This is a genomic window from Dyella sp. 05T440 (assembly GCF_056395965.1).
The window spans coordinates 352705-378777 of record NZ_JBFTKN010000002.1; the positions used below are offsets into that span (position 1 = coordinate 352705).

Annotated in this window: 24 protein-coding genes; 9 read left to right on the forward strand and 15 right to left on the reverse strand. The window is 65.1% G+C overall.

All coding sequences use genetic code 11. The features are described 5' to 3' along the window. The first annotated feature begins 3 nt into the window (after window positions 1-3). Window positions 4-225: an RNA-binding S4 domain-containing protein gene (locus AC1DE1_RS03360; RefSeq protein ID WP_441603426.1), complete on the forward strand. Its 222-nt coding sequence runs from the start codon at window positions 4-6 to the stop codon at window positions 223-225. Here the strand turns inward: AC1DE1_RS03360 and AC1DE1_RS03365 are convergent, their stop codons facing one another. After that, window positions 226-1050, reverse strand: coding sequence for an arylamine N-acetyltransferase family protein (locus AC1DE1_RS03365; protein WP_477175818.1), 825 nt, complete (start codon window positions 1048-1050; stop codon window positions 226-228). It abuts the gene before it with no gap. A 176-nt stretch (window positions 1051-1226) separates the two neighbouring features. On the opposite strand from AC1DE1_RS03365, the gene msrA reads away from it, so the two are divergent. After that, entirely contained in the window at window positions 1227-1931 is a 705-nt protein-coding gene (gene msrA / locus AC1DE1_RS03370) for a peptide-methionine (S)-S-oxide reductase MsrA (protein ID WP_477175819.1), read from the forward strand. 3 nt (window positions 1932-1934) lie between these two features. Here the strand turns inward: msrA and AC1DE1_RS03375 are convergent, their stop codons facing one another. The 5 genes from AC1DE1_RS03375 to hutU all read right to left on the reverse strand — a co-directional run bounded on the left by AC1DE1_RS03375 (window position 1935) and on the right by hutU (window position 9153). Then, a complete protein-coding gene (locus AC1DE1_RS03375; RefSeq protein WP_477175820.1) occupies window positions 1935-4685 on the reverse strand; it encodes a putative bifunctional diguanylate cyclase/phosphodiesterase in 2751 nt (916 codons plus the stop codon). A gap of 71 nt (window positions 4686-4756) precedes the next feature. Further along, the gene (locus tag AC1DE1_RS03380; RefSeq protein ID WP_441603430.1) at window positions 4757-5530 is read right to left on the reverse strand and encodes an iron-containing redox enzyme family protein; all 774 of its coding nucleotides are present in this window, start codon (window positions 5528-5530) and stop codon (window positions 4757-4759) included. A 340-nt stretch (window positions 5531-5870) separates the two neighbouring features. Continuing rightward, window positions 5871-6266: an MAPEG family protein gene (locus AC1DE1_RS03385; RefSeq protein WP_477175821.1), complete on the reverse strand. Its 396-nt coding sequence runs from the start codon at window positions 6264-6266 to the stop codon at window positions 5871-5873. Between the two features lie 69 nt (window positions 6267-6335). Continuing rightward, complete coding sequence (bla, locus tag AC1DE1_RS03390) at window positions 6336-7358, reverse strand: class A beta-lactamase (protein WP_477175822.1); 1023 nt, start codon at window positions 7356-7358, stop codon at window positions 6336-6338. 124 nt (window positions 7359-7482) lie between these two features. Continuing rightward, window positions 7483-9153 (reverse strand): urocanate hydratase, encoded by a 1671-nt coding sequence (hutU, locus tag AC1DE1_RS03395; RefSeq protein ID WP_441603433.1) that lies wholly within the window; start codon window positions 9151-9153, stop codon window positions 7483-7485. A 157-nt stretch (window positions 9154-9310) separates the two neighbouring features. On the opposite strand from hutU, the gene AC1DE1_RS03400 reads away from it, so the two are divergent. Further along, entirely contained in the window at window positions 9311-9850 is a 540-nt protein-coding gene (locus AC1DE1_RS03400) for a YybH family protein (RefSeq protein WP_477175823.1), read from the forward strand. Between the two features lie 16 nt (window positions 9851-9866). On the opposite strand, the gene AC1DE1_RS03405 is transcribed toward AC1DE1_RS03400, so the two are convergent. Then, window positions 9867-11528 carry a tetratricopeptide repeat protein gene (locus tag AC1DE1_RS03405; RefSeq protein ID WP_477175824.1) on the reverse strand — a complete coding sequence of 554 codons (1662 nt, stop codon included), beginning with the start codon at window positions 11526-11528 and terminating at the stop codon, window positions 9867-9869. 144 nt (window positions 11529-11672) lie between these two features. Here AC1DE1_RS03405 and AC1DE1_RS03410 point away from each other — a divergent pair, with 144 nt between their 5' ends. Both AC1DE1_RS03410 and AC1DE1_RS03415 read left to right on the forward strand, forming a co-directional pair. Then, window positions 11673-13163, forward strand: a complete 1491-nt coding sequence (locus tag AC1DE1_RS03410; RefSeq protein ID WP_477175825.1) for an AlkA N-terminal domain-containing protein — start codon at window positions 11673-11675, stop codon at window positions 13161-13163. Next, complete coding sequence (locus AC1DE1_RS03415) at window positions 13163-13690, forward strand: methylated-DNA--[protein]-cysteine S-methyltransferase (RefSeq protein ID WP_477175826.1); 528 nt, start codon at window positions 13163-13165, stop codon at window positions 13688-13690. The genes AC1DE1_RS03410 and AC1DE1_RS03415 overlap by 1 nt, the downstream gene beginning before the upstream one ends. A 23-nt stretch (window positions 13691-13713) precedes the next feature. Here the strand turns inward: AC1DE1_RS03415 and AC1DE1_RS03420 are convergent, their stop codons facing one another. Continuing rightward, a complete protein-coding gene (locus tag AC1DE1_RS03420; protein ID WP_441603438.1) occupies window positions 13714-13986 on the reverse strand; it encodes a hypothetical protein in 273 nt (90 codons plus the stop codon). A 108-nt stretch (window positions 13987-14094) separates the two neighbouring features. On the opposite strand from AC1DE1_RS03420, the gene AC1DE1_RS03425 reads away from it, so the two are divergent. After that, on the forward strand, window positions 14095-15384 hold the full coding sequence (locus AC1DE1_RS03425; protein ID WP_477175917.1) for an alkaline phosphatase family protein: 1290 nt from the start codon (window positions 14095-14097) through the stop codon (window positions 15382-15384). A 45-nt stretch (window positions 15385-15429) separates the two neighbouring features. Here the strand turns inward: AC1DE1_RS03425 and AC1DE1_RS03430 are convergent, their stop codons facing one another. Beyond that, window positions 15430-16647, reverse strand: a complete 1218-nt coding sequence (locus AC1DE1_RS03430; RefSeq protein ID WP_477175918.1) for an MFS transporter — start codon at window positions 16645-16647, stop codon at window positions 15430-15432. 302 nt (window positions 16648-16949) lie between these two features. Here AC1DE1_RS03430 and AC1DE1_RS03435 point away from each other — a divergent pair, with 302 nt between their 5' ends. Next, window positions 16950-18662 carry a sensor domain-containing diguanylate cyclase gene (locus AC1DE1_RS03435; RefSeq protein WP_477175827.1) on the forward strand — a complete coding sequence of 571 codons (1713 nt, stop codon included), beginning with the start codon at window positions 16950-16952 and terminating at the stop codon, window positions 18660-18662. Window positions 18663-18668: 6 nt separating this feature from the next. Here AC1DE1_RS03435 and AC1DE1_RS03440 read toward each other — a convergent pair whose 3' ends face one another. The 4 genes from AC1DE1_RS03440 to AC1DE1_RS03455 all read right to left on the reverse strand — a co-directional run bounded on the left by AC1DE1_RS03440 (window position 18669) and on the right by AC1DE1_RS03455 (window position 22786). Next, the gene (locus AC1DE1_RS03440; RefSeq protein WP_477175828.1) at window positions 18669-19676 is read right to left on the reverse strand and encodes an alpha/beta hydrolase; all 1008 of its coding nucleotides are present in this window, start codon (window positions 19674-19676) and stop codon (window positions 18669-18671) included. Then, window positions 19673-20659, reverse strand: a complete 987-nt coding sequence (locus tag AC1DE1_RS03445; protein ID WP_477175829.1) for a multidrug resistance efflux transporter family protein — start codon at window positions 20657-20659, stop codon at window positions 19673-19675. Before AC1DE1_RS03445 ends, AC1DE1_RS03440 begins: the two co-directional genes overlap by 4 nt. Before the next feature lie 79 nt (window positions 20660-20738). Beyond that, complete coding sequence (locus AC1DE1_RS03450; protein ID WP_477175830.1) at window positions 20739-22103, reverse strand: sensor histidine kinase; 1365 nt, start codon at window positions 22101-22103, stop codon at window positions 20739-20741. After that, a complete protein-coding gene (locus AC1DE1_RS03455; RefSeq protein ID WP_441603443.1) occupies window positions 22100-22786 on the reverse strand; it encodes a response regulator in 687 nt (228 codons plus the stop codon). The genes AC1DE1_RS03450 and AC1DE1_RS03455 overlap by 4 nt, the downstream gene beginning before the upstream one ends. A gap of 161 nt (window positions 22787-22947) precedes the next feature. On the opposite strand from AC1DE1_RS03455, the gene AC1DE1_RS03460 reads away from it, so the two are divergent. Beyond that, window positions 22948-23439 carry a Spy/CpxP family protein refolding chaperone gene (locus AC1DE1_RS03460; RefSeq protein WP_441603444.1) on the forward strand — a complete coding sequence of 164 codons (492 nt, stop codon included), beginning with the start codon at window positions 22948-22950 and terminating at the stop codon, window positions 23437-23439. Between the two features lie 206 nt (window positions 23440-23645). Here the strand turns inward: AC1DE1_RS03460 and AC1DE1_RS03465 are convergent, their stop codons facing one another. Then, the gene (locus AC1DE1_RS03465) at window positions 23646-24752 is read right to left on the reverse strand and encodes an aldo/keto reductase (protein ID WP_477175831.1); all 1107 of its coding nucleotides are present in this window, start codon (window positions 24750-24752) and stop codon (window positions 23646-23648) included. Between the two features lie 106 nt (window positions 24753-24858). Between AC1DE1_RS03465 and AC1DE1_RS03470 the strand changes: the two genes are divergently transcribed. Beyond that, entirely contained in the window at window positions 24859-25794 is a 936-nt protein-coding gene (locus AC1DE1_RS03470; RefSeq protein WP_477178897.1) for a LysR family transcriptional regulator, read from the forward strand. Here the strand turns inward: AC1DE1_RS03470 and AC1DE1_RS03475 are convergent. Next, window positions 25779-25949: a hypothetical protein gene (locus AC1DE1_RS03475; RefSeq protein ID WP_441603447.1), complete on the reverse strand. Its 171-nt coding sequence runs from the start codon at window positions 25947-25949 to the stop codon at window positions 25779-25781. The genes AC1DE1_RS03470 and AC1DE1_RS03475 overlap by 16 nt on opposite strands. Window positions 25950-26073 lie beyond the last annotated feature (124 nt).

Consider the following 26073-nt stretch of genomic DNA (forward strand, 5'->3'; position numbering starts at 1 on the left):
ACCATGCAAGACATCGATTTCGACCTTGACCGCGACTACGTGGAACTCAACCAACTGCTGAAGCTGGTTGGCCTGTGCGACAGCGGCGGCGCCGGCAAGGCCATCGTGGCGTCGGGCGTGGTCTATGTGGACGGCCAGCAGGAGCTGCGCAAGACCTGCAAGATCCACGCGGGCCAGGTGGTGCAGCTGGAAGACTTCGTCATCCACGTGAACGCGCTGGACTGATCACGCCTCCGGCATCGGCAGCGCGGCGAGCCTGGCATCGAGCAGCGACGATGCCGGCAGGCGGATGCCAAATTGCTCCGCGATCACTCGCCTGATCTCGTCCGTACTCTGCAGCGTGCGGCGCACCGATTCGTGCCCCAGGGCATGCACGGCGAACTCGCGGTTGCGCAGGGCGAGCCGGCGATCGGCGAGGGTGCGCGCCACGATGAGATTGTGCCGGAACAGCGACGAGGGATAAGTCGAGGTGAAGTGGTTGCCGACCACATAATCGATCGGCTCCGCGGGCTGCAGGCGAAACCGGTACAGCGTGCGCCACTGTTCGCCCACCCGTGCCTGCATGCGCCACTGCACGCCGTCGGTGATGAGCCGGAACGGCTCCAGCGAAGTGGGTTGCGCCTCATCGACCACCAGGCGTAGCGCGCCGCCCAGCGCCATGCTGCCGAAGCCCACATCGGCCAGCCAGCTCTCCCCCTCCACTTCCACACGCAACAACATATGCGTTTGCGGGCTCTCGGCATCCTCGGGCTGGTTCCACAGCACGCGGGCGATCAGCCCGGTGACATCGAAGCCCACCGCCTTCAGCACGGCGGTGAACAACGCATTCTGTTCAAAGCAGTAGCCGCCGCGCTGGCCGTTCACCAGCTTGTCTTCGATCGCCGCCAGCTCCAGCGACACCGGCGCGTCCAGCAGCGGATCGAGATTCTCGAACGGGATGGCCGCGATATGCGCCGTAGCGAGCGCGCGCAGGGTCGCTACATCTGCCCTGGGCTCGCCGACAAACCCGATGCGTTGCAGGTAGCCCTCGAGATCAAGCTGGTGCGGCATGGCGGCCTCCATGGCGAGAAAGCCGCACGATAACACCGCCTTGGCGATGCCTTTGCACCCGGCCGGACGCAAGCTGTCAGGATGCAGGTAACCGGAAGCGACCCGGCGGCGAATAAGGAAGCAAGGCCCGCGATCCTGCGGGCATGCCGTCCCCCTCCTCGATGGAGCGTTCGTTCATGAGCATCCGCCGATTCAAGCTGTTCCCCGCCCTCGCTGGGCTAGTTCTGATGGCAGGCCTCGGCGCCTGCACGCTGGCCGCCGCCGGCGACAACACCGTGATTCCCGACCCGGCGGTCGATGCCGCGCCCGCCCAGGGCGATCAGGTGGCCGTGTTGGCCGGCGGCTGTTTCTGGGGCCTGCAGGCCGTGTTCGAGCACGTCAAAGGCGTGAAGAAAGTGTGGGCCGGTTATTCCGGCGGCGCCGCCAATACCGCCGACTACGATCGCGTGAGCGACGGCGACACCGGCCACGCCGAGTCCGTGAAGATCGTCTACGACCCCAGCAAGGTCAGCTATGGCCAGTTGCTGAAGGTGTACTTCTCGGTGGCCACCGATCCGACCCAGCTCAATCGCCAGGGCCCGGACGTGGGCACGCAGTATCGTTCGGCGATCTTCTATGGCAACGACGACCAAAAGCGCGTTGCCACCGCGTACATCGCCCAGCTGAGCGCCGCGCATGCCTATGCCGATCCCATCGTGACGCAGGTGGTGCCGCTGAAGGGTTTCTATGTCGCCGAGTCCTATCACCAGGACTATGCGAAGCGTCATCCGAACGAACCGTACATCGTGTTCAACGATGCACCGAAGGTCACGCATCTTCAGCAACAGTTTCCGACGCTTTATCAGCCTGACCGCGAAATAGTCAGCGTCACGCTGCACTGACGATCAGCCAGCCTCGGGCGGCACCAGGCGCAGGTGGGAATTGCCCTGGCGCCGGCCGGGGCTGAGCAACTGGGCGATCACATCGGGTTCGACCGGACGCGAATACAGGAAGCCCTGCCCTTCGGTGCATCCGGCACGCAGCAGGAAGCGATGTTGTTCTTCGGTTTCGATGCCTTCGGCAATCGGGCTGATGTCGAGACGGCGGCACAGCGTCAGCATGGACTCGACGATGGCGCCGTCGCTGACGTCGTCAGGCAGGCCGGCGACGAAGCTCTGGTCGATCTTCAGGTAATCGATGGCGCGCAGTTTCAGATAGCTCATCGACGAGTAGCCCGTACCGAAATCGTCGATCGCCACGCCCACACCCAACGAGTGCAACGCGTGCAGGGTCCGCTCCATCTCCTCGCCCAGGCGAAGAATGGCGCCCTCGGTGATTTCCAGCATCAGCCGCTCGGGCGCCAGGCGGCGCGCTTCAAGGAGCATGCGGATTTCGTCGACGAAGTTGGCCTGTCCAAACCAGTTCGCCGACACATTCACCGCCATGCGCAAGGGCGGCAGTCCGGCCTTGTCCCACGCGGACATCTGCTCGCATGCAGCCTGCAGCACCCATTGGTCGATGCGCCGGATCAGGCCGAGCTTCTCCGCCATCGGGATGAATTCGCCCGGCGCGATCAGCCCGCGCTGCGGGTGATACCAGCGCAACAGCGCCTCGACCGCCACGATGCGGCCTGTGCGCATTTCCACCGTGGGCTGGTACATCAGGCGGAACTCGTTCTCCGACAGCGCCTTGCGCAGTTCCGAGGCCAGCGCGATACGGCGCCGTGCGTCGGCCTGCATGCGCGGCGAGTAGAAGCGGAACGCGTTGCGCTCCTCGGTCTTGGCCGCGTACATGGCGGCATCGGCATTGGTGATCAGGGTGGGCACGTCGGTGCCGTCGAGCGGGAAGCAGGCAATGCCGATACTGGCGCTGAGCGCAAGCTCGTAGTCGCCCACCGCAAACGGCGTCGACAGCACCGTCAACAGACGACCCGCCAGCGCGCTCGCCTGCTCGCGCGAATGCAGGTCCGACAGCAGTACGGTGAACTCATCGCCGCCGATGCGGCCCGCCACGCCGCGATCGCCCAGCTCATAGACGATGCGCTCGGCCACCTTCACCAGCAGGTGATCGCCGATGGCATGGGTGTAGCTGTCGTTGACCGCCTTGAAGGCATCCAGGTCGATGAAGACCACGGCGGCCATGCCGCGCTCCCGCTCGGCAGTGGTTACCGCCTGCACGCAGCGACGCTCGAACTCGGCCCGGTTGGGCAGGCCGGTGAGCGTATCGTGCGCGGCCATGTATTGCAGGCGCTGTTCGTTCGCCTTGGCGGTGCTGATGTTGTTGATGACTGCCACGTAATGCTGCACCTCGCCTTCCGGGTTGCGGATGGCGCTGATGCTGAGCAGCTCGGGATAGCTGGTGCCATCCATGCGGCGGCTGCGTACCTCGCCGACCCAGTTGCCCTCGGCCTCGATCACGTCCCACACCGAGTTGGGCAGCGGCGAACCGTCGGCCAGGCAGCGCAGGTCGTCGAAACGCAGCCCCTGCAGGGCTTGCACGGTGAAGCCGGTCATGCGGATATGCGCGGCGTTGACGCGCGTCACGCGCCGATCCGCCTCGGCGATGATCACGCCCTCGGCAATGCTGGCCAGCGCCTCCGACGCGATGCGCCGCTGCTGCTCCAGGTTCACCCGTTCGGTGATATCGCGCAGGATCGATTGGCGAACGCTCTGCGCCCCCCAGTGGGTCACGCTGCTGCGCATCTCCACCGGGCGCAATTCGCCGTCCGCCATGCGCAGCTCGCCGGTGATGGCGCCATCGGCGCGGTGCAGCAGCGGCGTAAAGAACGTGGACAGGGCTTCGCCGGTGAGCTTGTCCTCGTCACGACCGGTCCATTGCAAGGCCGTGCGGTTCGCCTCCAGGATGCGGCCGCTTTCTTCGTCCACCATCAGGATGGCGTCGGCGGCGCTGTTGAACAGCATGCTGTAGCGCTCTTCGGTGCCGCGGATCCGCGACAGGATGCGCTGGGCCATGCGCAGCCACAGCAAGGAGGCGATGCACGCGGTGAGGAACACCGCCGCGAACAGCACCTTGCCGAGCCAGATCGCGCCCTGCGCCACTTCCAGCGAGAAACCGTTGGTAAGCGGCTCCAGATCGTTGTTGAGCCCGTTGATCCGATCGAGCTGCCACTGCAGCCATGCCGGCTCGGGCTGGCCGCGCGCATAGGCTTCGCTCAATTCCTTGGCCACGCCATCGAGCTGGCCCAGCGGACCATCGGCGGCGCGCCATAGCGAAACGGCTTCGTGCATGTGCTGCACATCAGTGCAGCAGCGCAGCATGAAGATCATGCCGGGCTCGGCCTGCGGCAGGATCTTGCCGCGCTGGAACGCCTCGTGGATGAGCTTGCGGTCGTAATGGCCCGAGGCGATCGCGTCGCGCGCCCAGCCATCGGAGGTCAATAGTCCGTAGTTTCGGCGAAAGGCCGCCAGCCGGGCCGCATCGCCGGACTGGGCATAACCGAGCAGGTCCACCACCGCCTGCTTCTGCGCCTTGCTCCAGACACTCTCGCCGTTGAGGAAACCGGCGAGAGTGACCTGGACCTGGAGGGCTCCCCAGGTAAGCATGAGAATCAGGCCGATGACGGCCACCAGCCCATAGGCCAATGGCCTCAAGCGCCGGGACAGCGGTCTTGGAGAGGTGCTACGGATCAAATCCATGGCGTCCTTTTACACGACCACTCCATAAAGCTACATCTCGTCCCGTCACGCTGTCGACGACGAGATCCCCGTTATGCCGCTTGCTCTGCCACTTCGTTCATCGTGTGCTGCACCAGACAACGCTCCAGACCGTAGTGCAGACTCACGTAGCTACGTTCGATGCATTCGCGCAGATGCTCCACTTCCTCCTCTGCGGGCTGGCTGCCCATCAGGGTGCAAACGATCTCCAGCGCCTCCCACGGATGAGTATCGTCATAAGCGGCGTGTAGCTGAAGCCAACGCAGGGTGGACTTGCGACCGGCAGCCGGCAGGCTGTTGGCGTAGGCCACGCTGTCGAACACCTTCTGGGACCACTCGCCGGTGACGCCTTCGATGGCGTAGTTGGTGGCGGCGATGCCGGCAGCCAGCGTGTCGCGGGCACAGACGTCATGGCACCACTCCGCCGCCGTCTGCGTGCCGCGCGGGGGCATGCCGTCGAGCACCTCCTCACGCGACACACCCGAGCCCTCGGCCCAATCCAGCCAGTACTCGGCATGGTTCTGCTCCACGCGGATGTTGCGGACCAGCCAGCGTCGGGCCATGTTGTCGCCGGCACTGCGTCCATAACGCGTCTTGAGCAGGCTCAATGCCATGAAGCCCGGGAAGCGCTCGATCAGCGACCAGGTGCCGACCATGAAGTTGCGCACGGTAGCCAAGTCGATACTACCTTCGCTCATCATGTCCCACATCACGTGGTCGCGGACGCTCCGGCGGGCGGGTTCGCAGGCTTCGATCATCTCGCGCGCCCATTTGGGGTAGCTCGACAGTTCGGTCAGCGAGCCGGTGCGTACAGTGTTGGTGTTCATGCAGTTTCTCCAGTCGTCAATCAAGGAAACCGCCGGACCCTGCCCGGCGGCCCGACACAAGCCGTGCCGGACCACCAGTGTGGTCACGCCTCGAATGGCTTGCGAACGCCCGTTGCGAAGCAACCTGGAAAAACCTGCGCAAGTGATTGACTAAAAGAGGAAAAGCAAAAATAAGCCAGCTGGCTGCCGACCCGGAACTGGCGGAAAACTGACGTCGGAATTCCGGCGCACGCCAAGTCTTTGACGCTAAAGCGGGAGCCATGAGCAGCACGACCCGATAGACACGCGCACACAAACGTGGCCCGCCATCGGGCGGGCCGCGGCATCAAGCGCCGTTCCGTTAGTGCGAACCCAATACGCCGGACAAGACCATCAACAGGCCTGCGATCGACACCGCCCACACCAGGGTGCGCAGATAGGGAATGCCGGCCGCATAGATCGGCAGGTAGACCACGCGCGCCCAGAAGTAGATCTCGGCGCCAAGCGCGGTCGTGCCACTCGCGCATTGCCCCACCACGACCACCAGCACGGCGGCCGCGAAGAACGCAAAGGTCTCGAGGAAATTGCGGCTGGCGCGGCTGGCCCGATCGGCGGCGCCGGTCAGCGGGGCTTCGCCGGAGCGATTGCCGGCATTCCAGGCCATGCCTCGCTGCATGGTGGCCAGCGTCACCGCAAACACCACGTAGACCAGGCCCAACACCACCGACCACGCCAACATCTTCAGTTCGACCGGCATGTCGCCACTCCTCGTTGGATGTGGCGACATGATGCGCCCGGGCGCGGCCCTGCACCACCGGTGGGCGTTTTATGGATGTACCGAGGACGCCACGCTACGCGCGATATCGGCGAACAGCGCGGCGCGCTGCTGATCGCTGGCCGACGAGTCCATCAGAAACGCGGCCACCAGCACGGTGTGCCCATCGGGCCAGCGGATGATGCCGATATCGTTGAATGCAGCCATGCGCTTGCCCAGCGCGCCGGACGTGCCGGTCTTGTCGGCAAACGTCAGGCCTGCCGGCAAACCCGCGCGCAGGCGGTTCGGGATGGTTTGCGCTTCCATCAGCGCGAGCAGGCGCTGCGTTGATACCGGCGACAGCAACTCACCCTGGACCAGCTTGCGGAGGAACGCGATCGCCGCATCCGGCGTGCTGCGATTGCGCGGGTCGGCGAGAAAGGCCTGATAGCCCGACTGGTAACGCTGGTCCGCGGCCGCACTGCTTTCATGCGCCGGCGCCTGTTCGCCCGGACGCAGACCGTGGAACACCTGCGCGATGTCTGCCTCGTCCACGTCCACGCGCATGCCATCGATGCCGTGCGCATGCAGATACCTCGTCACCACGCCAGCACCACCGACGGCGCGTATCAAGGCATTGACGGCCGTGTTGTCGCTCTCGGTCACCGCGGCTTTCAGCAGCTGCTCGATGGTGAAGCTCATGCGCTCGCCGTGGAAGTGTGCGCCGATGGAAGGTATCGCCGAGCCGCCCATCACCTGATCGCGCGTCACCATCACCGTCTGCTGCAGCGACAGCGATCCATCATCGATCCGCGACAGCACCGCTGCGGCTACCGGCGCCTTGAACACGCTCATCATCGGGAACGCGCGATCCGCGTCGACGCCAGCCGTCGCACCCGACTTCAAATCAAGCACAGCCACACCCAGCGTGCCAGGATGCGCTCGCTGCGCCAACGCATCCAATGCGTGCTGGAGCGCCTCGTTCGTTGAGGCTGACAGTTGTGGGCTGGCCGCGAGCGACACCCCCGAGACAGCCGTGCATGCGATCGCGAACATCGCCGTGCACCATGCACGGCGGGCAGTCGAAAAAGCCATGGAGAGTCCTTTCGAGTGGGGTGACCCGGGCACTTTCTCAGCCGACTATGGCAAATCTCGGGCGCTCACCTGTCCTTGGCGCGACAGCAGTGCCCTGCGCCGTCCGCAAGGCACCGCGATTCGATCAGATCATCGGCAGGTTGAGGCCCTGCTCTTTCGCGCACTCGATGGCGATCTCATAACCCGCATCGGCATGACGCATCACGCCGGTGCCCGGGTCATTCCACAGCACGCGCGCAAGGCGCTGGTCGGCCGCTTCGCTGCCATCACATACGATCACCACGCCCGAATGCTGCGAGTAACCCATGCCCACGCCGCCGCCATGGTGCAGCGACACCCAGGTCGCGCCGCCGGCGACATTGAGCATGGCGTTCAGCAGCGGCCAATCGCTCACCGCATCCGAACCGTCGCGCATCGCTTCGGTCTCGCGATTGGGGCTGGCCACCGAACCCGAATCGAGATGATCGCGGCCAATCACCACCGGCGCCTTCAGCTCGCCATTGCGCACCATCTCGTTGAACGCGAGGCCCAGCTTGTGGCGCACGCCCAGACCCACCCAGCAAATGCGCGCCGGCAGGCCCTGGAAATTGATGCGTTCCTTCGCCATGTCCAGCCAGCGATGCAGGTGCGGATCATCGGGGATCAGCTCCTTCACCTTCTGATCGGTCTTGTAGATGTCTTCTGGATCGCCCGACAGCGCCACCCAGCGGAACGGGCCCACGCCACGGCAGAACAGCGGACGCACGAAGGCCGGCACGAAACCGGGGAACGCGAACGCATCCGCACAGCCTTCGTCCTTCGCCATCTGGCGGATGTTGTTGCCGTAATCGAACGTCGGCACGCCCTGCTGGTGGAACGCGAGCATCGCTTCCACGTGCGTCTTCATCGACTGCTTGGCGGCCTTGGACGTGCCGGCCGGATCGCTCTTGCGGCGCTCGAACCACTGCTCGACCGTCCAGCCCTGCGGCAGGTAACCATTGACCGGATCGTGCGCGCTGGTCTGGTCGGTGACGGCGTCCGGACGCACGCCGCGGCGCACGAGTTCCGGCAGCACATCGGCGGCGTTGCCAAGCAGCGCGATCGACTTTGCTTCACCGGCCGCGGTGTATTTCGCGATGCGCGCGAGCGCGTCGTCCAGATCGGTCGCCTGCTCGTCGACGTAACGCGTCTTCAGGCGGAAATCGATGCGGCTCTGCTGGCATTCGATATTCAGCGAGCACGCGCCGGCGAGCGACGCGGCCAGCGGTTGCGCGCCGCCCATGCCGCCCAGACCCGCGGTGAGGATCCACTTGCCCTTGAGGCTGCCGCCGTAGTGCTGGCGACCCATTTCCACGAAGGTCTCGTAGGTGCCTTGCACGATGCCTTGCGAGCCGATATAGATCCACGAACCGGCCGTCATCTGGCCGTACATCATCAAGCCCTTCTTATCGAGCTCGTTGAAGTGCTCCCAGTTCGCCCACGCCGGCACCAGGTTGGAATTGGCGAGCAGGACGCGCGGCGCATCCGGATGGCTGGGAAACACGCCGACCGGCTTGCCGGACTGGATCAGCAGCGTCTCGTTGTCGTTGAGCTCGCGCAGGGCGCGCAGGATTGCGTCGAAGCATTCCCAGTTGCGCGCCGCCCGCCCGATGCCGCCGTAAACCACCAGTTCCGCCGGATTTTCCGCCACTTCCGGATCGAGGTTGTTCTGCAGCATGCGGAACGGCGCCTCGGTGAGCCAGCTCTTGCAGCTCAACTCGGTGCCGCGCGGCGCGCGGATGGTACGGGTGGTGTCGATGCGGGTGGGAGCGTTCATGGGAAGCGTCACAGCCAGGGGAAAGTGCCATTGTGACGAGGCTGGCCGGCGCCCGCAAACCGCATTGCGGCAAAGTCCCGCCCATCCACCTTTCGGCACTTTCGCGACGCGCAAGGCGAAATCATGCTTGCCGCACTCCCCCCCTGAGGTTGCGCCCATGCAGCGTTTCCTGATTCTGGCCGTGCTGGGTGTGGCCGCGTCCGTTGGTCATGCGCAGGCTGCTGAAACATCGCGTTGCGCGGTGTGGCAACGAGAACTGTCGTTCGCCGCGTCAGTGGATCGGCACGACGAGAAGGCGTTTGCCGAGCATATCGACAGCGATGCCGTCTTCGCGGCGAACACTGCCCATCCGCAGCGCGGCCGGGCGGCGATCGTCAAGCAGTGGAAGACCCTGCTCGAAGGCAAGAGCATGCGCGTGCGCTGGTACCCCGCCTGGGTGGTGCAGGCAGGCGATCCATCGACCGTGCTGTCGAGCGGACCGGCCCTGCTGGAAAACCTCGCGCCGAACGCGAATCCGCGCTACACGCTGATCGCATTCAGCACGGTATGGCATCGCAGCAATGACGGCGTATGGCGCGTGATGTTCGACGGCGGCGACGAAGGACGCGCAGCGAGCGCCCAGGACGTGGCGAATTTCGAGTCAGGGCGCCGTGCGGAGTGCGCGCCCGATCTCGTGTCGCTTGCCATCGTCCGCTGAGCACCTCGCACCTTCATCATTGCAATGATGCGTGGTGGGGTGATGGCGCCGATTTCGCGGAAGCCTTGGCGGCGCCGTCCTGCAGCGCCTGTTCTGCCCTCATTCGCAACAGCGCGCGATGCATCTCGGGCGTGGTATCGAAGTGGGCCGCGAAATAGTCCGCGGTATCCTTCAAGCCCTTCCTTGGCTGGCGCATCTGAATCTCGGCGCGCAACCACCAACCATAAGGCTCGCCGGGCGCTGCCTGCACCAAACGCTCGTCCAGCGCCCAGGCCTTGTCCCAGTCATGCGTCTGGTTCATATAGACGTTTGCCAGTGCGGCAACTGCCTGCCTATGGTTTGGCGACAAAGCGAGCGTGGCCAGATAGTCCTGCTCGGCATGCGGATAGTCGTTCAACATCTCATAGGCGTTGCCGCGCGCAACCACATAGTCGGCATTGCCGGGCTCCTCACGCATCAGCTGGCTGGCCTGCGCGACCGCCCATGCTGATTCATCGAATTCGTTGAGGTTGTATACCCGACGCGCGCGGGCGCTGCGGTCTTCGGGATAGAAGCGCAAATCCTCGGAGAAATACACGGTCGACAGATCCAGGTGGTTGCATGCCTCGGCGGACTCGGCGGCCGTGGACAGCTGCGAGGCTACGGCAACCTGGTCGAATACGAGACGGAACTGCTCGAACCGGCCCGGTACGTTGCAGTCATCGCCATCGAGATCCACTTCCTCCGCAACCGCCTTTTCCGGCAGCAGCATAAGCAAGGGATTGTCGGACGCATGCTTCAGCGCCGCCTGCCCGTTCTGCTTCATCTGCTGGATCGAGCCGCCCCAACGGGGTTGCAGGGCGCGCATCATTTCGCTGTAGATCGCAAAGTTTGCCGGATCGGTGTGCAAGCCGGCATCGGCCGCGTTTCTTACATAGGCCGAGCCCAGGCTGAGTTGCCCTGCGTCGATCATGCCGACGTACGCAGGCGTCATGCGCGGATCGAGTGATACGGCATGGCGCAGATCCGCATCCGCGAGCGCCAGCAAGCGTTCCATCGCGTCGATGTTGCTGCGCGGCGTGTCCTGTATGTATTCCTTTCCGCGTGCATGCCACGCCATGGCGACGTAGGAGACGCCACTGGCGGTGTACGCAAACGCGCTGTGCGGGGACGCCTGCTTCCAGTGTTCCAGCAGGGGGCGCAAATCAAGGTCGCTGCGGTTGAACCAAGTTTCGAACGCATGATCCATCACGCCTGCCACGTCCGGCTTGTGCAACTTGTCGTCGAGCATCCCCGCCAATCGCCGGTCGAGCTCGACGTACTGGCCCTGCTCAAGCAGTGCGTGTACCTGTTCAAACGACATCGACGGATACGTTCGATACCGGCAATACGCCGCGACGGCGGCCGGCGACCAATGGCTGCCGGGTGGATCCGGATATGCGAGACAGCGCTGCAGCGGATCGGTGATCGCTTCGGCACGTTTGGCGCCGGCGAGGAATCTGTAGACGCTGTTGCGGTCGAACACATGCGCCTTGGCTCCGTTCGGCAGAGCCACGGTCGGCGCCAGCTTGGGCGCGGGCCGATTGATGCGAGCGACCATCGCATGCTGCCAGCTCGCAGCCATTGCCCAGACGCCGCCGCCAACGGCTAAACCGAGTCCGGCCGCCGCGGCGAGCCACCACTTGTTTCCGACGTTCATTCCCTGGCCCCCCAGTGATTGCGCAAAACCCTAACATTGACGCCCTTGTTCGCCAATCACGCGGCGGCCGTGCAGGCTGAACCTCCCGGTATTGATGTCCGAAAACGGCCAGTTTGAGCCTGCCCCCGGTGCTAATCTCGCCGCATGGCCCACCAGACCGCCCCCTTGCCCGATGACCGCACCTGCGAGCAGGCGCGCCTCAGCCGCGATGCACGCTTCGACGGACTGTTCTTCACCGCCGTCACCAGCACACGCATCTACTGCCGCCCGGTATGCCCTGCCCCGTCGCCGAAACCACAGAACGTGCGCTATTACGTGAGTGCCGCGGCGGCGGAAGCAGCCGGGTTTCGTCCATGCCTGCGTTGCCGGCCCGAACTGTCGCCTGGCAATGACGCGTGGCAACGCGGCGACCACGTCATTGCACGCACGTTGAAACTGATGGACAGCGGCGCGTTCGACGAATTATCCGTGGATGCGATGGCTGAGCGCGTCGGCGTCGGCGCGCGACAGCTGCGCCGGCTGTTCGTGGAACGTCTTGGTGCGCCGCCGATCAGCGTCCATACGACGCGACGCCTGTTGTTCGCCAAGCAGCTGCTCACTGAAACGACGATGCCTGTCACGGAAGTCGCGCTCGCATCCGGCTTCGGCAGCCTGCGCCGCTTCAATGCGGCGTTCCTGCAAGCGAACCGCATGGCGCCACGCGACTTGCGTCGCCACCCCGGCGCGGCGACCGGCGATGCGATCACGCTGCGGCTCGCGTATCGGCCGCCTTACGATTTCGACGCGATCCTCGCGTTCCTGCGCGGACGCGCGCTGCCCGGCGTGGAGCACGTAGACGAGCACAGCTACGCGCGTGTATTCGGTACGCCTGAAGCACCGGGCTGGCTGCGCCTGAGCGCATGGCCCGGCCACGATCATGCGCTGCGACTGCAACTGCACTGCCCGCAGCCGGCGCAGATGCTCGGCGTGGTGAACAAGCTGCGTCGCATGTTCGACCTGGACGCGAGCCCGCAATCGATCAGCGATGCACTGAAGGAAAGTCCGGTGCTGCGACCGCTGCTGCGCAAGCGCCCGGGTTTGCGCCTGCCCGGCGGCTGGGACGGCTTTGAAATCGCGGTGCGCGCGATCCTCGGGCAACAAGTTAGCGTGGCCGCCGCGCGTACCCTGGCGACGCGCATCGTGCAGCACTTCGGTACGCCGGTTGTGTCGCCGGTGGCCGAACTGCAACGCTTGTTCCCGGGCCCGGCATTGTTGGTCGATGCAGATCTCCGCTCGATTGGCCTCACCACTGCCCGTGCGGCGACGGTGCGCGGCGTCGCACAGGCGCTGCTGGATGGGCGCATCGATTTTCGCAGCGAGCAGCCGCTGGAAGAATTCGTCGAACGCTGGGTCGCGCTGCCAGGCATCGGCGAATGGACGGCGCATTACATGGCGATGCGCGCGCTCAGCCACCCGGATGCCTTCCCTGCGGCCGATCTTATTCTTCGTCGCGTGGCCGCCGGTGACGGTCCTGAATTGTCGACGAAAGCGCTGACCTCGCTCGCCGAGGGCTGGCGACCGTGGCGCGCCTATTCCGTCATGCATTTGTGGCGCAGCGCCAGCGACGCTGCTGCATCGAGCAAGAAGGTGGCCTGATGAACGAGATGATCTGGCACGACGAGATGGACACGCCGATCGGCCTGTTGCGTTTGGTCGCGGACGAAGCGGGCTTGCGCGAGATCTGGTTTTCCACCGGCCGCCATCAACGCGCGCCGAACCCGGCCTGGATACGCGCACGCGAACCACTCGCCCAGGCAAGACAGCAGCTCGAAGAATACTTCGCCGGCGTACGACAGCAATTCGATCTAGAACTGCATCCCCTCGGCACGCCGTTCCAGCAGGAGGTGTGGTGGGAGCTGGCGCGCATTCCTTACGGCGCCACCATCAGCTACGGCGAACTCGCGCGTCGCATCCAGCATCCGCAGGCCGTGCGCGCCGTGGGCGCTGCGAACGGACGCAATCCGCTGCCGATCGTGCTGCCCTGTCATCGCGTGATCGGTGCGAACGGCAGCCTCACGGGGTTCGGTGGCGGCCTGCCGACCAAGCAGTTTCTGTTGTCGATGGAAAGCCGCATTGCCGAAGGCGACCTGTTCGGCGCCCAGTTGCATCTCGCGGCACACTAGGTGCCGCGCAGGCACCCTATCGATCAGCGCTCGTTCGCCGCCGGCGGCGGCGTCAACGCGTTCTGGTAGGAATCGAGCTGATGCGGCCGATGCGATAGATGATACGTATCCGTCGTGGACGGCGCCGGCGTCGGCTTGGTCTTGCTGGCCTTAGGCGCGGGCGTGGCATTCGCATCAACATGCGATGCTTTCGTATTCGCCTGCGATGCCGGCTTGTACGCCGACATTGCCGCGGGCGCGGCAACGGTGGAAGCACTCGCAGGCGCACCACCCGTTTCCGGATGCGCCGCTGCCATACCGGCCCAGCACGAGCAAGTGACGAAAGTTGCGCAAAGAAAAAGACGTGTAATGGTCATACGCCTGGGCGATCATACGGACTTTGTACCCATGATAAGTCCTTGCGCATGAAGATCCTGTTTCGCCCGCTGCTCTGTGCGCTAGTCGCGCTCGGAGCAGCTTGTGCCACGCCTCACCCGCAACCGGTTTCCACGCCAGCGCCGCAGCCTGCTGTCGCAGCAAAGCCCGCTCCCGTGCCCGCACCGCTGCTGCTGATCTCGATCGACGGTTATCGCACCGATTACATCGAACGCGGACTGAGCCCCACGCTTGCATCGCTGGCCAAGCAAGGCGTGCGCGCCACCGACGGCATGCAGCCGTCGTTTCCGTCGCTGACGTTTCCCAATCACTACACCATCGTCACCGGCCTGCGCCCGGATCACCACGGCATCGTCAACAACACGATGACTGATCCGGTGCTCGGCAAATTTTCGCTGGGCAATCGCGATGCGGTCAGCAATGGCCAGTGGTGGGCTCAGGGCACGCCGCTGTGGGAAACCGCGCAACAGCACGGCATGAAGACGGCCACCATGTTCTGGCCGGGTTCCGAAGCGGATATCCACGGCGCCCATCCGAATTTCTGGAAGCCGTACGACGGCAATGTCACGCCCGACCAGCGCGTGGACCAGGTGCTGGCGTGGCTGGATCTTCCCGCCGGCGAGCGCCCGACCTTCCTCACGTTGTACTTCGATGAGGTGGATCACGCCGGCCATCATTTCGGACCCGATTCGCCGCAGGTCAACGAGGCGATCGCGCATACCGATGCGGCGCTCGATCGTCTCGTCAAAGGCCTGCAGCAACGGGGCCTGCTCGATCGCATCAACATGATCATCGTGGCCGACCACGGCATGGCGAGTTCTCCGAAGGCCAACGTCGTGGTGATCGACAAACTCATCCCGCTCAAGCAGGTGGAGCTGGTGAGCGTGGGCGTGCTGGCCGGTTTCAACCCCAGGCCGGGGTTCGACTTCGCCAAGATTGAAGCCAGGATGGAGCGGCCCCAGCAGCATATGACGTGCTGGGACAAGACGCGCGTACCCGAGCGCCTCGCCTATGGCAGCAATGCGCGTGTGCCGCAGCTGCTGTGCCTGGCCGATGTCGGCTGGCGTATCTCGACCCGCGAGTACCTCGCCAAGAAGAAGGAACCGATGCGCGGGGACCACGGTTACGACAACGCCGCGCCGCAGATGCAGGCGCTGTTCGTGGCGCATGGCCCGGCCTTCCGCGCAGGCGCCGAGATCCCGTCGTTTCCGAACGTGGATGTCTATCCGCTGATGACCCATCTGCTCGACCTGCCGGCCGCCGCCAACGATGGCGACTACGACGCGGTGAAGGGCATGCTCAAGCCGGACGCGCAGTAAGCCGGCAACTCATGCTGCGGAGGCGTGCAACGCGCTTCCGCAGCCTCACTGGGGAATCGGCGGTTCCGTTTCCGGTCGGGACGGACTGACCAGCGGCGGCAGCCGATACAGGCGCCACGCAATCAACAGTCCGGCGACGACCAGCGCGCCGACAAACACCGCCACGCCGTTCCAGCCGTGCGATGCGTAGAACAGGCCACCGCTGGCGCCAGCCAGACTGGAACCCATGTAATAGGAAAACAGATAAAGCGACGAGGCCTGCGCCTTGTTGTCGCCGGCGCGACGCCCCACCCAGCTGCTGGCGATGGAATGCCCGCCGAAAAAGCCAAACGTCACTGCGACGATGCCCAGCACGATCAACCACAGTGGCCGCGTGGCCGTGAGCGCCAGCCCCGCGAGCATCAGCGCGAAGGCCGTCCACAACACCTTGCGTCGCCCGAGCTTGCCGGCGAGATGTCCCATCCAGGCCGAACTGAAGGTGCCGATCAGGTACACGCTGAAGATCGCGCCCACCACCGCCTGGTTTAGCCCATAGGGTGGTGCCAGCAAGCGGTAGCCGATGTAGTTGTACAGCGTGACAAACGCGCCCAGCAGCAGGAAGCCTTCGGCAAATAGCCACGGCAGGCCGGCATCGCGAAAGGTCGTGGCGAAGCGCCCCATCAGCGCGCCCAGGTGAAACGGACGACGCACGTGATGACGCGACGGCGGCAGACTGCGCCAGAACACCACGCCGGCGATCAAGCCGATCACGCCGACCGTGGCCACACCCACGCGCCACCCGAAGAACTCGGCCAGCACGCCTGCCACCAGTCGTCCGCCCATGCCGCCAATGGCATTGCCGCTGATGTACAAGCCCATGCCCAGGCCGATCGATTCGGTGTGCATTTCTTCGCTGAGATACGTCATCGCCACCGCAGGCAATCCACTGAGGGTCAATCCCAGCAGCGCACGCAGTATCAGCAACATGTGCCAGTCGGGCACCAGCGCGGTCAGCACCACCAACACGGACGAGGACAGCAGCGAGGCCGTCATGATGGTCTTGCGGCCCCGGGCATCGGACAGGCCGCCTGCAAACAGCATGGTGAAGGCCAGCACGCCCGTAGTCAGTGAAAGAGAGAGCGCCGCGGCAGCCGCGCTGACGCCATAGTCCTTGCTGAATTCGGGCATCAGTGGCTGGGTGCAATACAACAGCCCGAAGGTGGCCAGGCCGGCGGCAAACAGCGCCAGATTGGTCCGTCGAAACGCCGGCGTGCCGTGGCGGATAAAGTCGTGCGACTCAAGTTCGTCGGCCCCGGGCCGATGATCTGCCTGAGTGACCGGTTTCACACTTTCCCGCCTTGCCATGCCACCACCGCCAACGACTGCCGAGGTGATAAGCATAAGACTTGCCGTGATTGTGTTCGACCGCCGCTCATGGCCGACCCGGATCGTGAAGACCCAGGCCCGGGCTGGCCAAAAAGTCCATATCGCGTGTGGAACGTGATACATAAAGACGCCGGGGTCGCTGTCCGAAGGAAGGACCCGCCCCGCACGCCGGTAACAGGGGACCGGCAGCAAGGGGGGATATGTCGATACGCGGGCTCATCGTGGTGTTGTTCACCTGGATGTGCGCCATGTGCTTTGCACTGGCCGCACAGGCGACGCCTGCGCGCTCCGCTATGCCGACCCTGCAGGTAGCGTCGCTGGTGCCGCTCAAGCCGGCGCCCACGCCAGCACAGGTTATCCACGGCGGCATGGATGGACGTTTCCTGCCCAGCCGCTCGACGCATACGCCCAATGCGGTGGAGACGCAGCGCTGGTATCGCCTGACCATCGATCGCGACTGGCACGAGACCAGTTCGCCCGTGCTCAATTTCACCGGCGCCACCTATATACGCATCACCGTGTATGCGCCGCCGGACTATCAGCCGCACGAGCTGTGGTTTGCCCAGACCGATCAATTGGCGCGTTACTCGCGCCATCACCTGGCGCTGGAATTGCCGCATGACCTGCGCGCCGACCAGCCGATCTATGTGCAGATCGCCGCCGACAATTTCACGCGGCAGATCCGCGCCGACATCACCGACATGGCCACGTATCAGACGCAGGACCTGACCCACGTGCGCCTGACCACGCTGTTCTCCAGCGTGCAGTTCACCATGATTCTTGCGGCGCTATGCCTGTGGCTGGTGTTGCGCGATCGCGTGCTGCTGTATTTCATCGGCTACACCGGTTGCCAGCTGATGAACCAGCTGCTGATGAGCGGGGAGATGTATGAACTGCCCGGCGGTTCGCTGCTGGTGCCGCTGGGCACGCATGCGCCATGGCTGTTCGTGGCGCTCAGCGCACCGCTGCTGTTCTCCTTCATCCTGGAATTCTGCGAGCTGCGCCAGATCACCCCGCGCCCGGCGCGCGCACTGGGTTATATGCGCTGGCCGTACGTGCTGATCGCCGCCCTGCTGTGCTTCCCGTTCGCGGAGCGCATGCATCTGCTGGCCAGTGCGTACAACCTGTGGTTTATCGTCACCTCGCTGTGGGCCTTGGGCACGATCGTGCTGGCTGCGTCCCGGCATGGGCGGCAGGCTCGTTTTTTCCTGGTGGCGTGGTTGCCCCAGGTGCTGCTGACCGTCATGCGACTGGGCCAGATCTTGCTGGCGCTGGACCAGCCGCGCTGGCTGGAATACGGCCTGCCGTTCGCCACTGCGTTCTGCAGCATCGTGGTGACCATCGGTTTGGCTGATCTGTCCTTGCGCGCGCGGCGCGAACGCGACGTGGCGCACCACCTGGCCGACCACGACGCGCTCACCGGCCTGCTCAATCGGCGCGCCCTGGTCGCCCGGCTGCATGAGGCCGTCACGCAGGCAAGACCAAAGCATCAGCCACTCGCGCTGATCTTCCTGGACTTGGATCACTTCAAGTCGGTGAACGACCGCTATGGTCACCAGACGGGCGATGCCTGTCTGCGCGCGGTGGCCGCTGCCATCGCCGACGAACTGCGCCCGACGGACAGCCTGGGCCGCTACGGCGGCGAAGAGTTCGTGGCCTTGCTGCCGGCCACGACGCACGAGCAGGCGATGGCGGTGGGCGAGCGTATCCGCCGCAGCATCGAATCACTGCATGTGCACTCGCGCGGCAACTCGCTGCAGACCACCATCAGCATGGGCGTGGCCAGTCTCACCGGACCTGCCGATACGGCGGACGATCTGATCGCCCGCGCGGATGCGGCGCTCTATCGTGCGAAAACCCAGGGACGCAACTGCGTGGTTGCGCACTCGCCGTTGACCGCCGTGGCGGGCTGATTCCCGTTACGGCGTGACGCCATACGCCCAGCGCAGGAACACCGGCAACATGCGCTTCCAGGTGGCCTGGTTGTGCTCTCCATCGGGCAGCAGATCGTAGACGACCTCGTCCGCTTGCGACGGCTGGTCGGGGTGATCCGTCTCGATGCGATAGCCCAGATCGCGCAGTCCCCGCCGGTGCCTGCCATCGGGTGCCGCAAAACCGTTGATCACGTCCTGCAGATCTTCGACGGCGTCGATGGTGCCGTTATGGTTGCGGTCATTGGTTTCTTCATGGCCGCCCACGGCAAACCAGAAACGCAGCGGCTTGCGCTGCCCGGCACGATCCACCATGGCCTGCGCCAGGCGCGTGCTTTCCACCGCCTGCGCATCGCTGCGATCGGCCGCCAGCCAGAACGATGGCGAGAACGCGCCCACTTGTCCGAACACGTCCGGGTACTCCCAGCCCAGGTTGAACGCATTGAGCGCACCCAGCGACCAGCCGAGCATCGTGCGCCCTTGAGCCGAAGCCTGCGTGCGGTAATGCGCGTCAACATAAGGCACCAGCGTGCCGGCGAGCCATGCCGAGTAATCGTACGCACGCGCTCCGATCGGGCCGATGCGCGAGCCTCCCACGATGCTTTGCCGACGTGCACGATCGAACAGCCCATAGCCCGACGCACGATCCTTGAGCATGTCCACCGCCACCACGATCACCGGATGGATCGCGTGTTGCGCGTAGAGCGTTGCAAGCGTCTGCTGCAAGCCAACCGCGTCCATGTCCTGCCCATCGTTCGCGTACAGCACGGGATAACGCGCGTCGGAACTCGTGTAGCCCGGAGGGAGGTAGACCGTCACCTTGATCTGCTCGGGCGCGAACGCCTTCGCGTCCAACACGAGTTTTACCGGCGGAGGCAGCGCTTGCTCCTCGGCCTGTACCGGCAGCGGCCTGACCAGCGCTCCAGCGAGCAGGCAAATCGCCACACTTTTCCAAACTGCACGCATCACCATCGCTCCGCCGCCCTCAGCGCTCATGCACCACGATCCGTTTCCAATGTGCGCACCTCGTCCCGGTGCCCGGCCGCCGATCGACCACTTACCCAACCGAACAATGCAATGCCAACGATGATCATCACCGCGCCAAACGCTGAGTAACCATGCGGCCACGCCTCGCCCAGAAAGCTCGCACCAATCACCGTGGCGAACAGCAGCTCGGCCGCCTGCATCGCTTCCACCGCCGCGAGTGCGGTGGGCTCCGAACGAACCATCGCGGTGGCACGGAAAAACAACACCGTGGCAATCACGCCCGACGACAAGGCCACGCCGCCCGCCAGCAGGATTTCGCGCCAGCCCGGCGGGCCCACCGCGATCCACGTCACCACGGCGAGGATCAGCCACAGCGGCCAGCTGCACAGCGTCATGCCGAACACGCGCTGGGTTGCGCCTATCTGCGCGCCGCTGTGTTCCAGATGCAGCAGCACCATGCGGTTGCCCAGCGGATACATGAAGGCCGAAAACACGACAGCGGCCATCGCCAGCCAATCGCTCGCTCGCAGCTGGCCTTGCGCGTGCCCCCATTGCAGCGCGAACACGCCGGCCACGATCAACACGCCGATCGCCACGCTGCGCCATGCCAGATGCCGGCGTGCGTCGCGATAAATCAATGGCGCTAGCAAAGGGCCCGCCAGCACGGTGGTCTGGAAACTGCCTGCTACCAGCCAGGACGGACCGCTGTTGGCCGCCCACGTCAACGGCAGGCCGAACAGCACAAAGCCCACCGCACTCCATAACAGCCATGCGCGCGGATAGCGCTTCAACTCATTCGGCAATTCGCCCAGGCCGCCCTGCCAGGGCAAGGCAATGGCCAGCAACGGCAAGGTGATCAGATAACGCAGGATCACCGCCCACGCCCAATGACCGCCGCCTGCCACCAGGCTGCGGTTGAGTACATAGGTCATGGTGAAGAACAGCGCCGCGCACAGCGCCAGTCCCACCGCGGCGATAGCGTTGGAGCGCATCGGCAGGCCGTGGTCGAAAACACCGAGTGTCGCAGACGCGCGGGCGTTTTCGAAGGCCGTGGGCTGCCCGAAGCTCGAATCAGCCGGCAGTGGCCGGCGCCAGTGGCAGTTGCAGAGCGACCAGCAATCCGCCGCCGTCAACGTTTTCCGCGTGGATGTCGCCGCCATGCGCCTTGACCACGCGCTGGACGATGGCCAGCCCCAGCCCGTGTCCATCGGCGCGCGATGCATTGCTGCCGCGGAACAACGGCCGGAACAGGGAGCCAAGCTCCGCCTCAGGCACTCCGGGCCCGTTGTCGCGCACGGAAACGTCGACACGTGCGCCCACGGTCTGCGCCCTCAGTTCGACCCGCCCGCCTTCGGGGCTGAACTTGATCGCGTTCGCGATAAGGTTGTCCAACGCCCGCTCCAGCAGCAGCTCGTTGCCGGATACCACGGCCGGTGCGCTGTCGAACAAGGCCAAGGTGATATGGCGCGCGGCGGCTTCCAGTTCGGCGCGTCGCGCGCTTTCGCGCAAGAGCGCGGCCAGGTCCACCGGTTCGCGGTTGACGCCGGGGATACCACCTTCGAGCCGCGACAGCGCCAGCATCTCGCCGGTCATATGGTCGAGGCGGCCAATTTCCTGTTCCGCCTGCAGGAAATATCGCGCGGCTTCTTCAGGCGTGCTGCGCTGGGCGAGATCGAGGATCAGGTGCAGACGTGCGAGCGGTGAGCGCAATTCGTGCGAGAGGTCTTGCAGCACGCTGCGATCGTGGGCGACCAGGGCCTCGATGCGTTCGGCCATCGCATCGAAATCGCTCGCGAGCTGGGTGAGTTCCTCCGGCGCGCGGCGCCCCTGCCCTTCGACGCGCGCGGACAATTCGCCCGCCGCCATGCGCCGCGTGGCCTTGCTGATCGCTTCCACCGGCTTGGCCACGCTGCGCGCCACCCACCAGCCGACGAAGCCGATGAAGAGCAGCGAGAGCCCGCCCTGGAACGCCAGGAAAATCGTCTGCCGCGTCTGCTGGCGCAGGCGCGAATGCGTGCGGCTCAGCGCCACCAGTTGGCGAACGCGGCCATCGCTGCCACGTATCTGCTGCACGGCGAGATAAAGATTCGGCCATGGCTGCAGCACCATGTCGCGCTTTTCTTCCAGCCAGCTCGGCAGCGATTCCTGCATGGACGGGGGCATGCGGATCGGCGACAGCGCCTGTCCGTTTTCGTACAGCGTCGCCTCGATGCCTTCGCGCCGCTGTTGCAGCGACCACTCGGTGAGCGCCGTCGGGCCGCCCGCTTCAAACGCCTGATCCGCGCCTTGCGCCACGGCGGACCAGTTGATCTCCACCGCGGTGCTGTATTCGATGAAGCTCTGCGTGAGAAAGATACCCAGGGCCAGCGCCAGCAGGTTGGCGGCGCAGAAGCTGATCAACACGCGCCAGTAAAGCGAGCTCTTGAACGGACTCACGCGCCACCCGCCACGAGGCTGTAGCCCGCACCGCGCACGGAATCGATGCGTGGCGCCTGCGGCGACGCTTCGGCCAGCTTGTGCCGCAGGCGGCTTACGTGCACGTCGATGCTGCGATCGAAACGCTCGAGCTCGCGGCCCAGCGCCATGCGCGTGAGCGTGGACTTATCGACCAGCTCGCCGGTGCGTTGAGCGAGTGCGAGCAGCAGCTGGAATTCCGCGCCTGTGAGTGACAACTCCTGCTCACCCACATAGGCGCGACGCTCGCCCGGCTCCAGTCGCAGCACGCCCACTTGCAGCGTGCCCGCCGTGGCCGGCGTATTGCGTCGCAGCTGGGCACGCACGCGCGCCAGCAATTCACGCGGCAGGCAGGGCTTGGTGAGGTAATCGTCCGCGCCCAGTTCCAGACCGATTACGCGATCCACCGGCTCGCCCTTGGCCGACAGCATGATCACCGGCAGGCGATGCTTGAGGCGCAGCTCGCGCAGCGTGTCCAGGCCGTCGCGCCCCGGCATCATCACGTCGAGGATCAGCAGGTCCGGGCGCGTCGACGGGTTGTGAAGCTGCGCAAGGCCGGCCTCGCTGTCGTGCGCGACATCCACCACGAAGCCCTCGCGCCGCAGGTATTCAGCCAGCAGTTCAGCCAGTGCGCGGTCGTCGTCAACGATGAGGATTCGGGGCATGTCGGGGATTTTTCTGGTGCCTGGAGGGCCATTCAAGCGGTGCGAAGGAACTTGCTCCACCGGCTTTACCGTTCTTTACCTTCCCGCAAAGAACATACACATAGCGCTGTCGTCAAATAGGCACCACGCAAGACCCCTCCACCACGACACAGGTAATCCCCATGCGCAAGAACATCTCTCTCGCTCTGGTGCTCGCTTCGGCTGTTGCTCTCGCTCCGTTCGCCATCGCCTCCGCTCAGGACGGTGGCCCGCACGGTGGTCACGGTCATGGCCACGGCGCGTTTGAGGCGTACAGCAAGCTGAACCTTAGCGACGCCCAGAAGGCCAGCATCAAGCAGATCATGCAGAGCTCCTTCTCGCAGGGTAAGGCCCAGCGTCAGGCGCTGCGCCAGCAGCGTGAAGCGTTCGAGCAGATGGCTCCGAATGCTTCCGGTTACCAGTCCGCGGCTACCGCCCTGGCCCAGGCCGAAGGCGCCGCCACCACGGCCCGCGTGCAGCAGCGCGCCGCGATCCGCGCCCAGGTCTACGCCATCCTCACCCCCGCCCAGCAGGCCCAGCTGGCCACCTTCAAGGCCCAGCAGGTTGCACGTCACCAGCAGTGGGAACAGTTCAAGGCCACGCACCCGACCTCGGGTTCGTCCTCGGCCCAGTAACGGTTCGGACGACGGCATAACAACGTAACGGCGCCTTCTCCGCGCCAGGTAAGAAACTCGGCGCCAGCCTGCATGCTGGCGCCGTTTTTTTGTGGGACCTCAATCCCCTTGTAGGAGCGCACTTGTGCGCGACCGCGGAGTCACGTGGGTACCGCTCCGTAGGTTTGTCGCGCACAAGTGCGCTCCTACAACAGGCTAATCGGCGATCAATCGGCCTTGAAGCCTGCCTGTTGCGCCGCCGGCACGAAGACCTTGTGCGCATAACTCTCCGGCTTGCTGCCCACGGCCACGCCGCCATGGATGCGCGACTGCTGCACGTCGCCGAAGAACCAGTACGGGAACGTCGGCTCCAGAGCGCTCGCTTCGTTCAAGCGGGCACGCAAGTCGGCCGGGATGTCGAACGACAGCGCAGCGAGGTTGTCATCCAGTTGAGCCAGCTTGGTGGCGCCGACGATCACCGAGGCGATGCCCGGCTGCGTGGCCACCCAGTTGAGCGCGACCTGCGCCATCGGCTTGTCCAGCTTGGCGGCCACCTCTTCCAGCGCGGCGACGATCGCCCAGTTGCGTTCGGTGAAGCGGTCGAAACCCGGTGCGCCCGAGATCTTCGCCAGGCGGCCGTCGCCCGCTGCACCGGGCTTGTACTTGCCCGACAGCAAGCCCATGCCGAGCGGACTCCACGCGGTGATGCCCATGCCCAGTTCGGCGGCCATGGGCACGAATTCGTGTTCCATGTGGCGCTCGATCAGCGAGTACTCCAGCTGCAGATTCACCAGCGGAGTCAGCGCATGCGCCTCGGCATACGTCTGCGCGCGCGAGGCGTACCAGGCCGGCACATCCGACAGACCCGCGTAGCGGACCTTGCCGGCGCGCACCAGATCATCGAGCGTGCGTACGACCTCTTCGGCGGGCGTCAGCCGGTCCCAGGTGTGCAGCAGGTAGAGATCGATGTAGTCGGTGCGCAGCCGGCGCAACGAGCCTTCCACGGCGCGCAGGATGTTCTTGCGGCCGTTGCCGCCGGCATTGGGGTTGCCGGGCTGGGCGTTGTAGCTGAACTTGGTCGACAGCACGACGCGGTCGCGGGTGCCGCTATCGGCCACGAACTGGCCCAGCAGCTCCTCGCTGGCGCCATCGGTATACAGGTCGGCGGTATCGATGAAATTGCCGCCGGCCTCCAGATAGCGGTCGAACATGGCGCGGGCGGTGTCCTGCGCCGCTCCCCAGCCCCAGTTGTCACCGAAGGTCATGGTGCCCAGGGCGAGGCGGCTGACGCGCAGGCCGGAGCGACCGAGGGTGTAGTAGGCATCGAGCGACATGGCGAACTCCCGTGATGGTGGCTGGTGCGGATGGGCAGAGCATGCGCCTTGCCATTACGGGGAAAAATCGGCATCTTGTGCATGCGTTATTAAGCGAGGCTAATTAATGGCTCAGGACCACGCGACCGCCCTGCGCGCCTTCCGCCTGATCGCCCGCCATGGGAGCTTCACCCGTGCCGCCGCCGAGCTGGAGGTCACCCCCTCTGCGCTCAGCCAGACGCTGCGGCACCTGGAAGACCATGTGGGCGTGCGCCTGCTGCACCGGACCACGCGCCGCGTGGGGCTGACCGAGGCGGGCCACGCCTTCCTCGAACGCATCGCCCCCGCCTTAAGCGAAATCGACGACGCCATCGACGCCTTGCGCCAGCACGGCGACCGACCCGCCGGCACGCTGCGCATCGCCGTACCGCAGATGGTGCTCGATCACCTGATCGCACCCTGCGTGGCCTCCTTCATGCGCGCATGGCCGGAAGTGAAGCTGGATATCCAGATCGAGAACCGCCTCACCGATTTGATCGCCGATGGTTTCGACGCCGGCATCCGCCTGGGCGAACGCCTGGCGCGCGACATGGTGGCCTTGCCGCTGGGCGGCCCGCAGCGTGCCGTGGTGGTGGGATCGCCTGCGTACTTCGCCGTGCACGGACGCCCCATCCATCCGCGCGACTTGTCCACGCACGACTGCGTGCGCTTCCGCTTCAGCAGCAACGCGATCTATCGCTGGGAGTTTGCGCACCCGACGGGTGCGTCCAAGGGACAGTGGTTCGAACTGGACGTGGACGGCCCCATCACCACCAACGACCCCAGCATGGCGATACGCGCTGCCATCGACGGCCTGGCGCTCACGCATATGGTGGAGCCTTCCGTGCGTGCAGCGCTGGCCGATGGCCGCCTGCAAAGCGTGCTCGACGACTGGTTGCCGCCGTTCGACGGCTTCTATCTCTATTACCCCAGCCGGCTGCAGGTGCCCCCGAAGTTACGCGCCTTCATCGAGCACCTACGCCAGCACTGCGCTGTCCTGGCGACGGCTCACGAACGCCAGTGACCGGAAATATAGACATTGCCCGGGGCGTAGTAAGCCGGCACCCAGACCCGCGCTGCATAGTGCGGTCGCGGCGCGACCACCACGCAGCCGGTGAGTGACACGCTCGCGCTGAACATGACGGCGAGGCCGAGACCGATCAGCATGAGTCGACGCATGGTGTTCTCCTTCGGGTGGGTTCGATCCGGAGAACGCCGGTCTCGAAAAACCCGATGACGCGAACACCCGCTTTTGATGGCTGCGATTCATCGAAATCGCAGCCACCGTTCATGCTGACTTGAT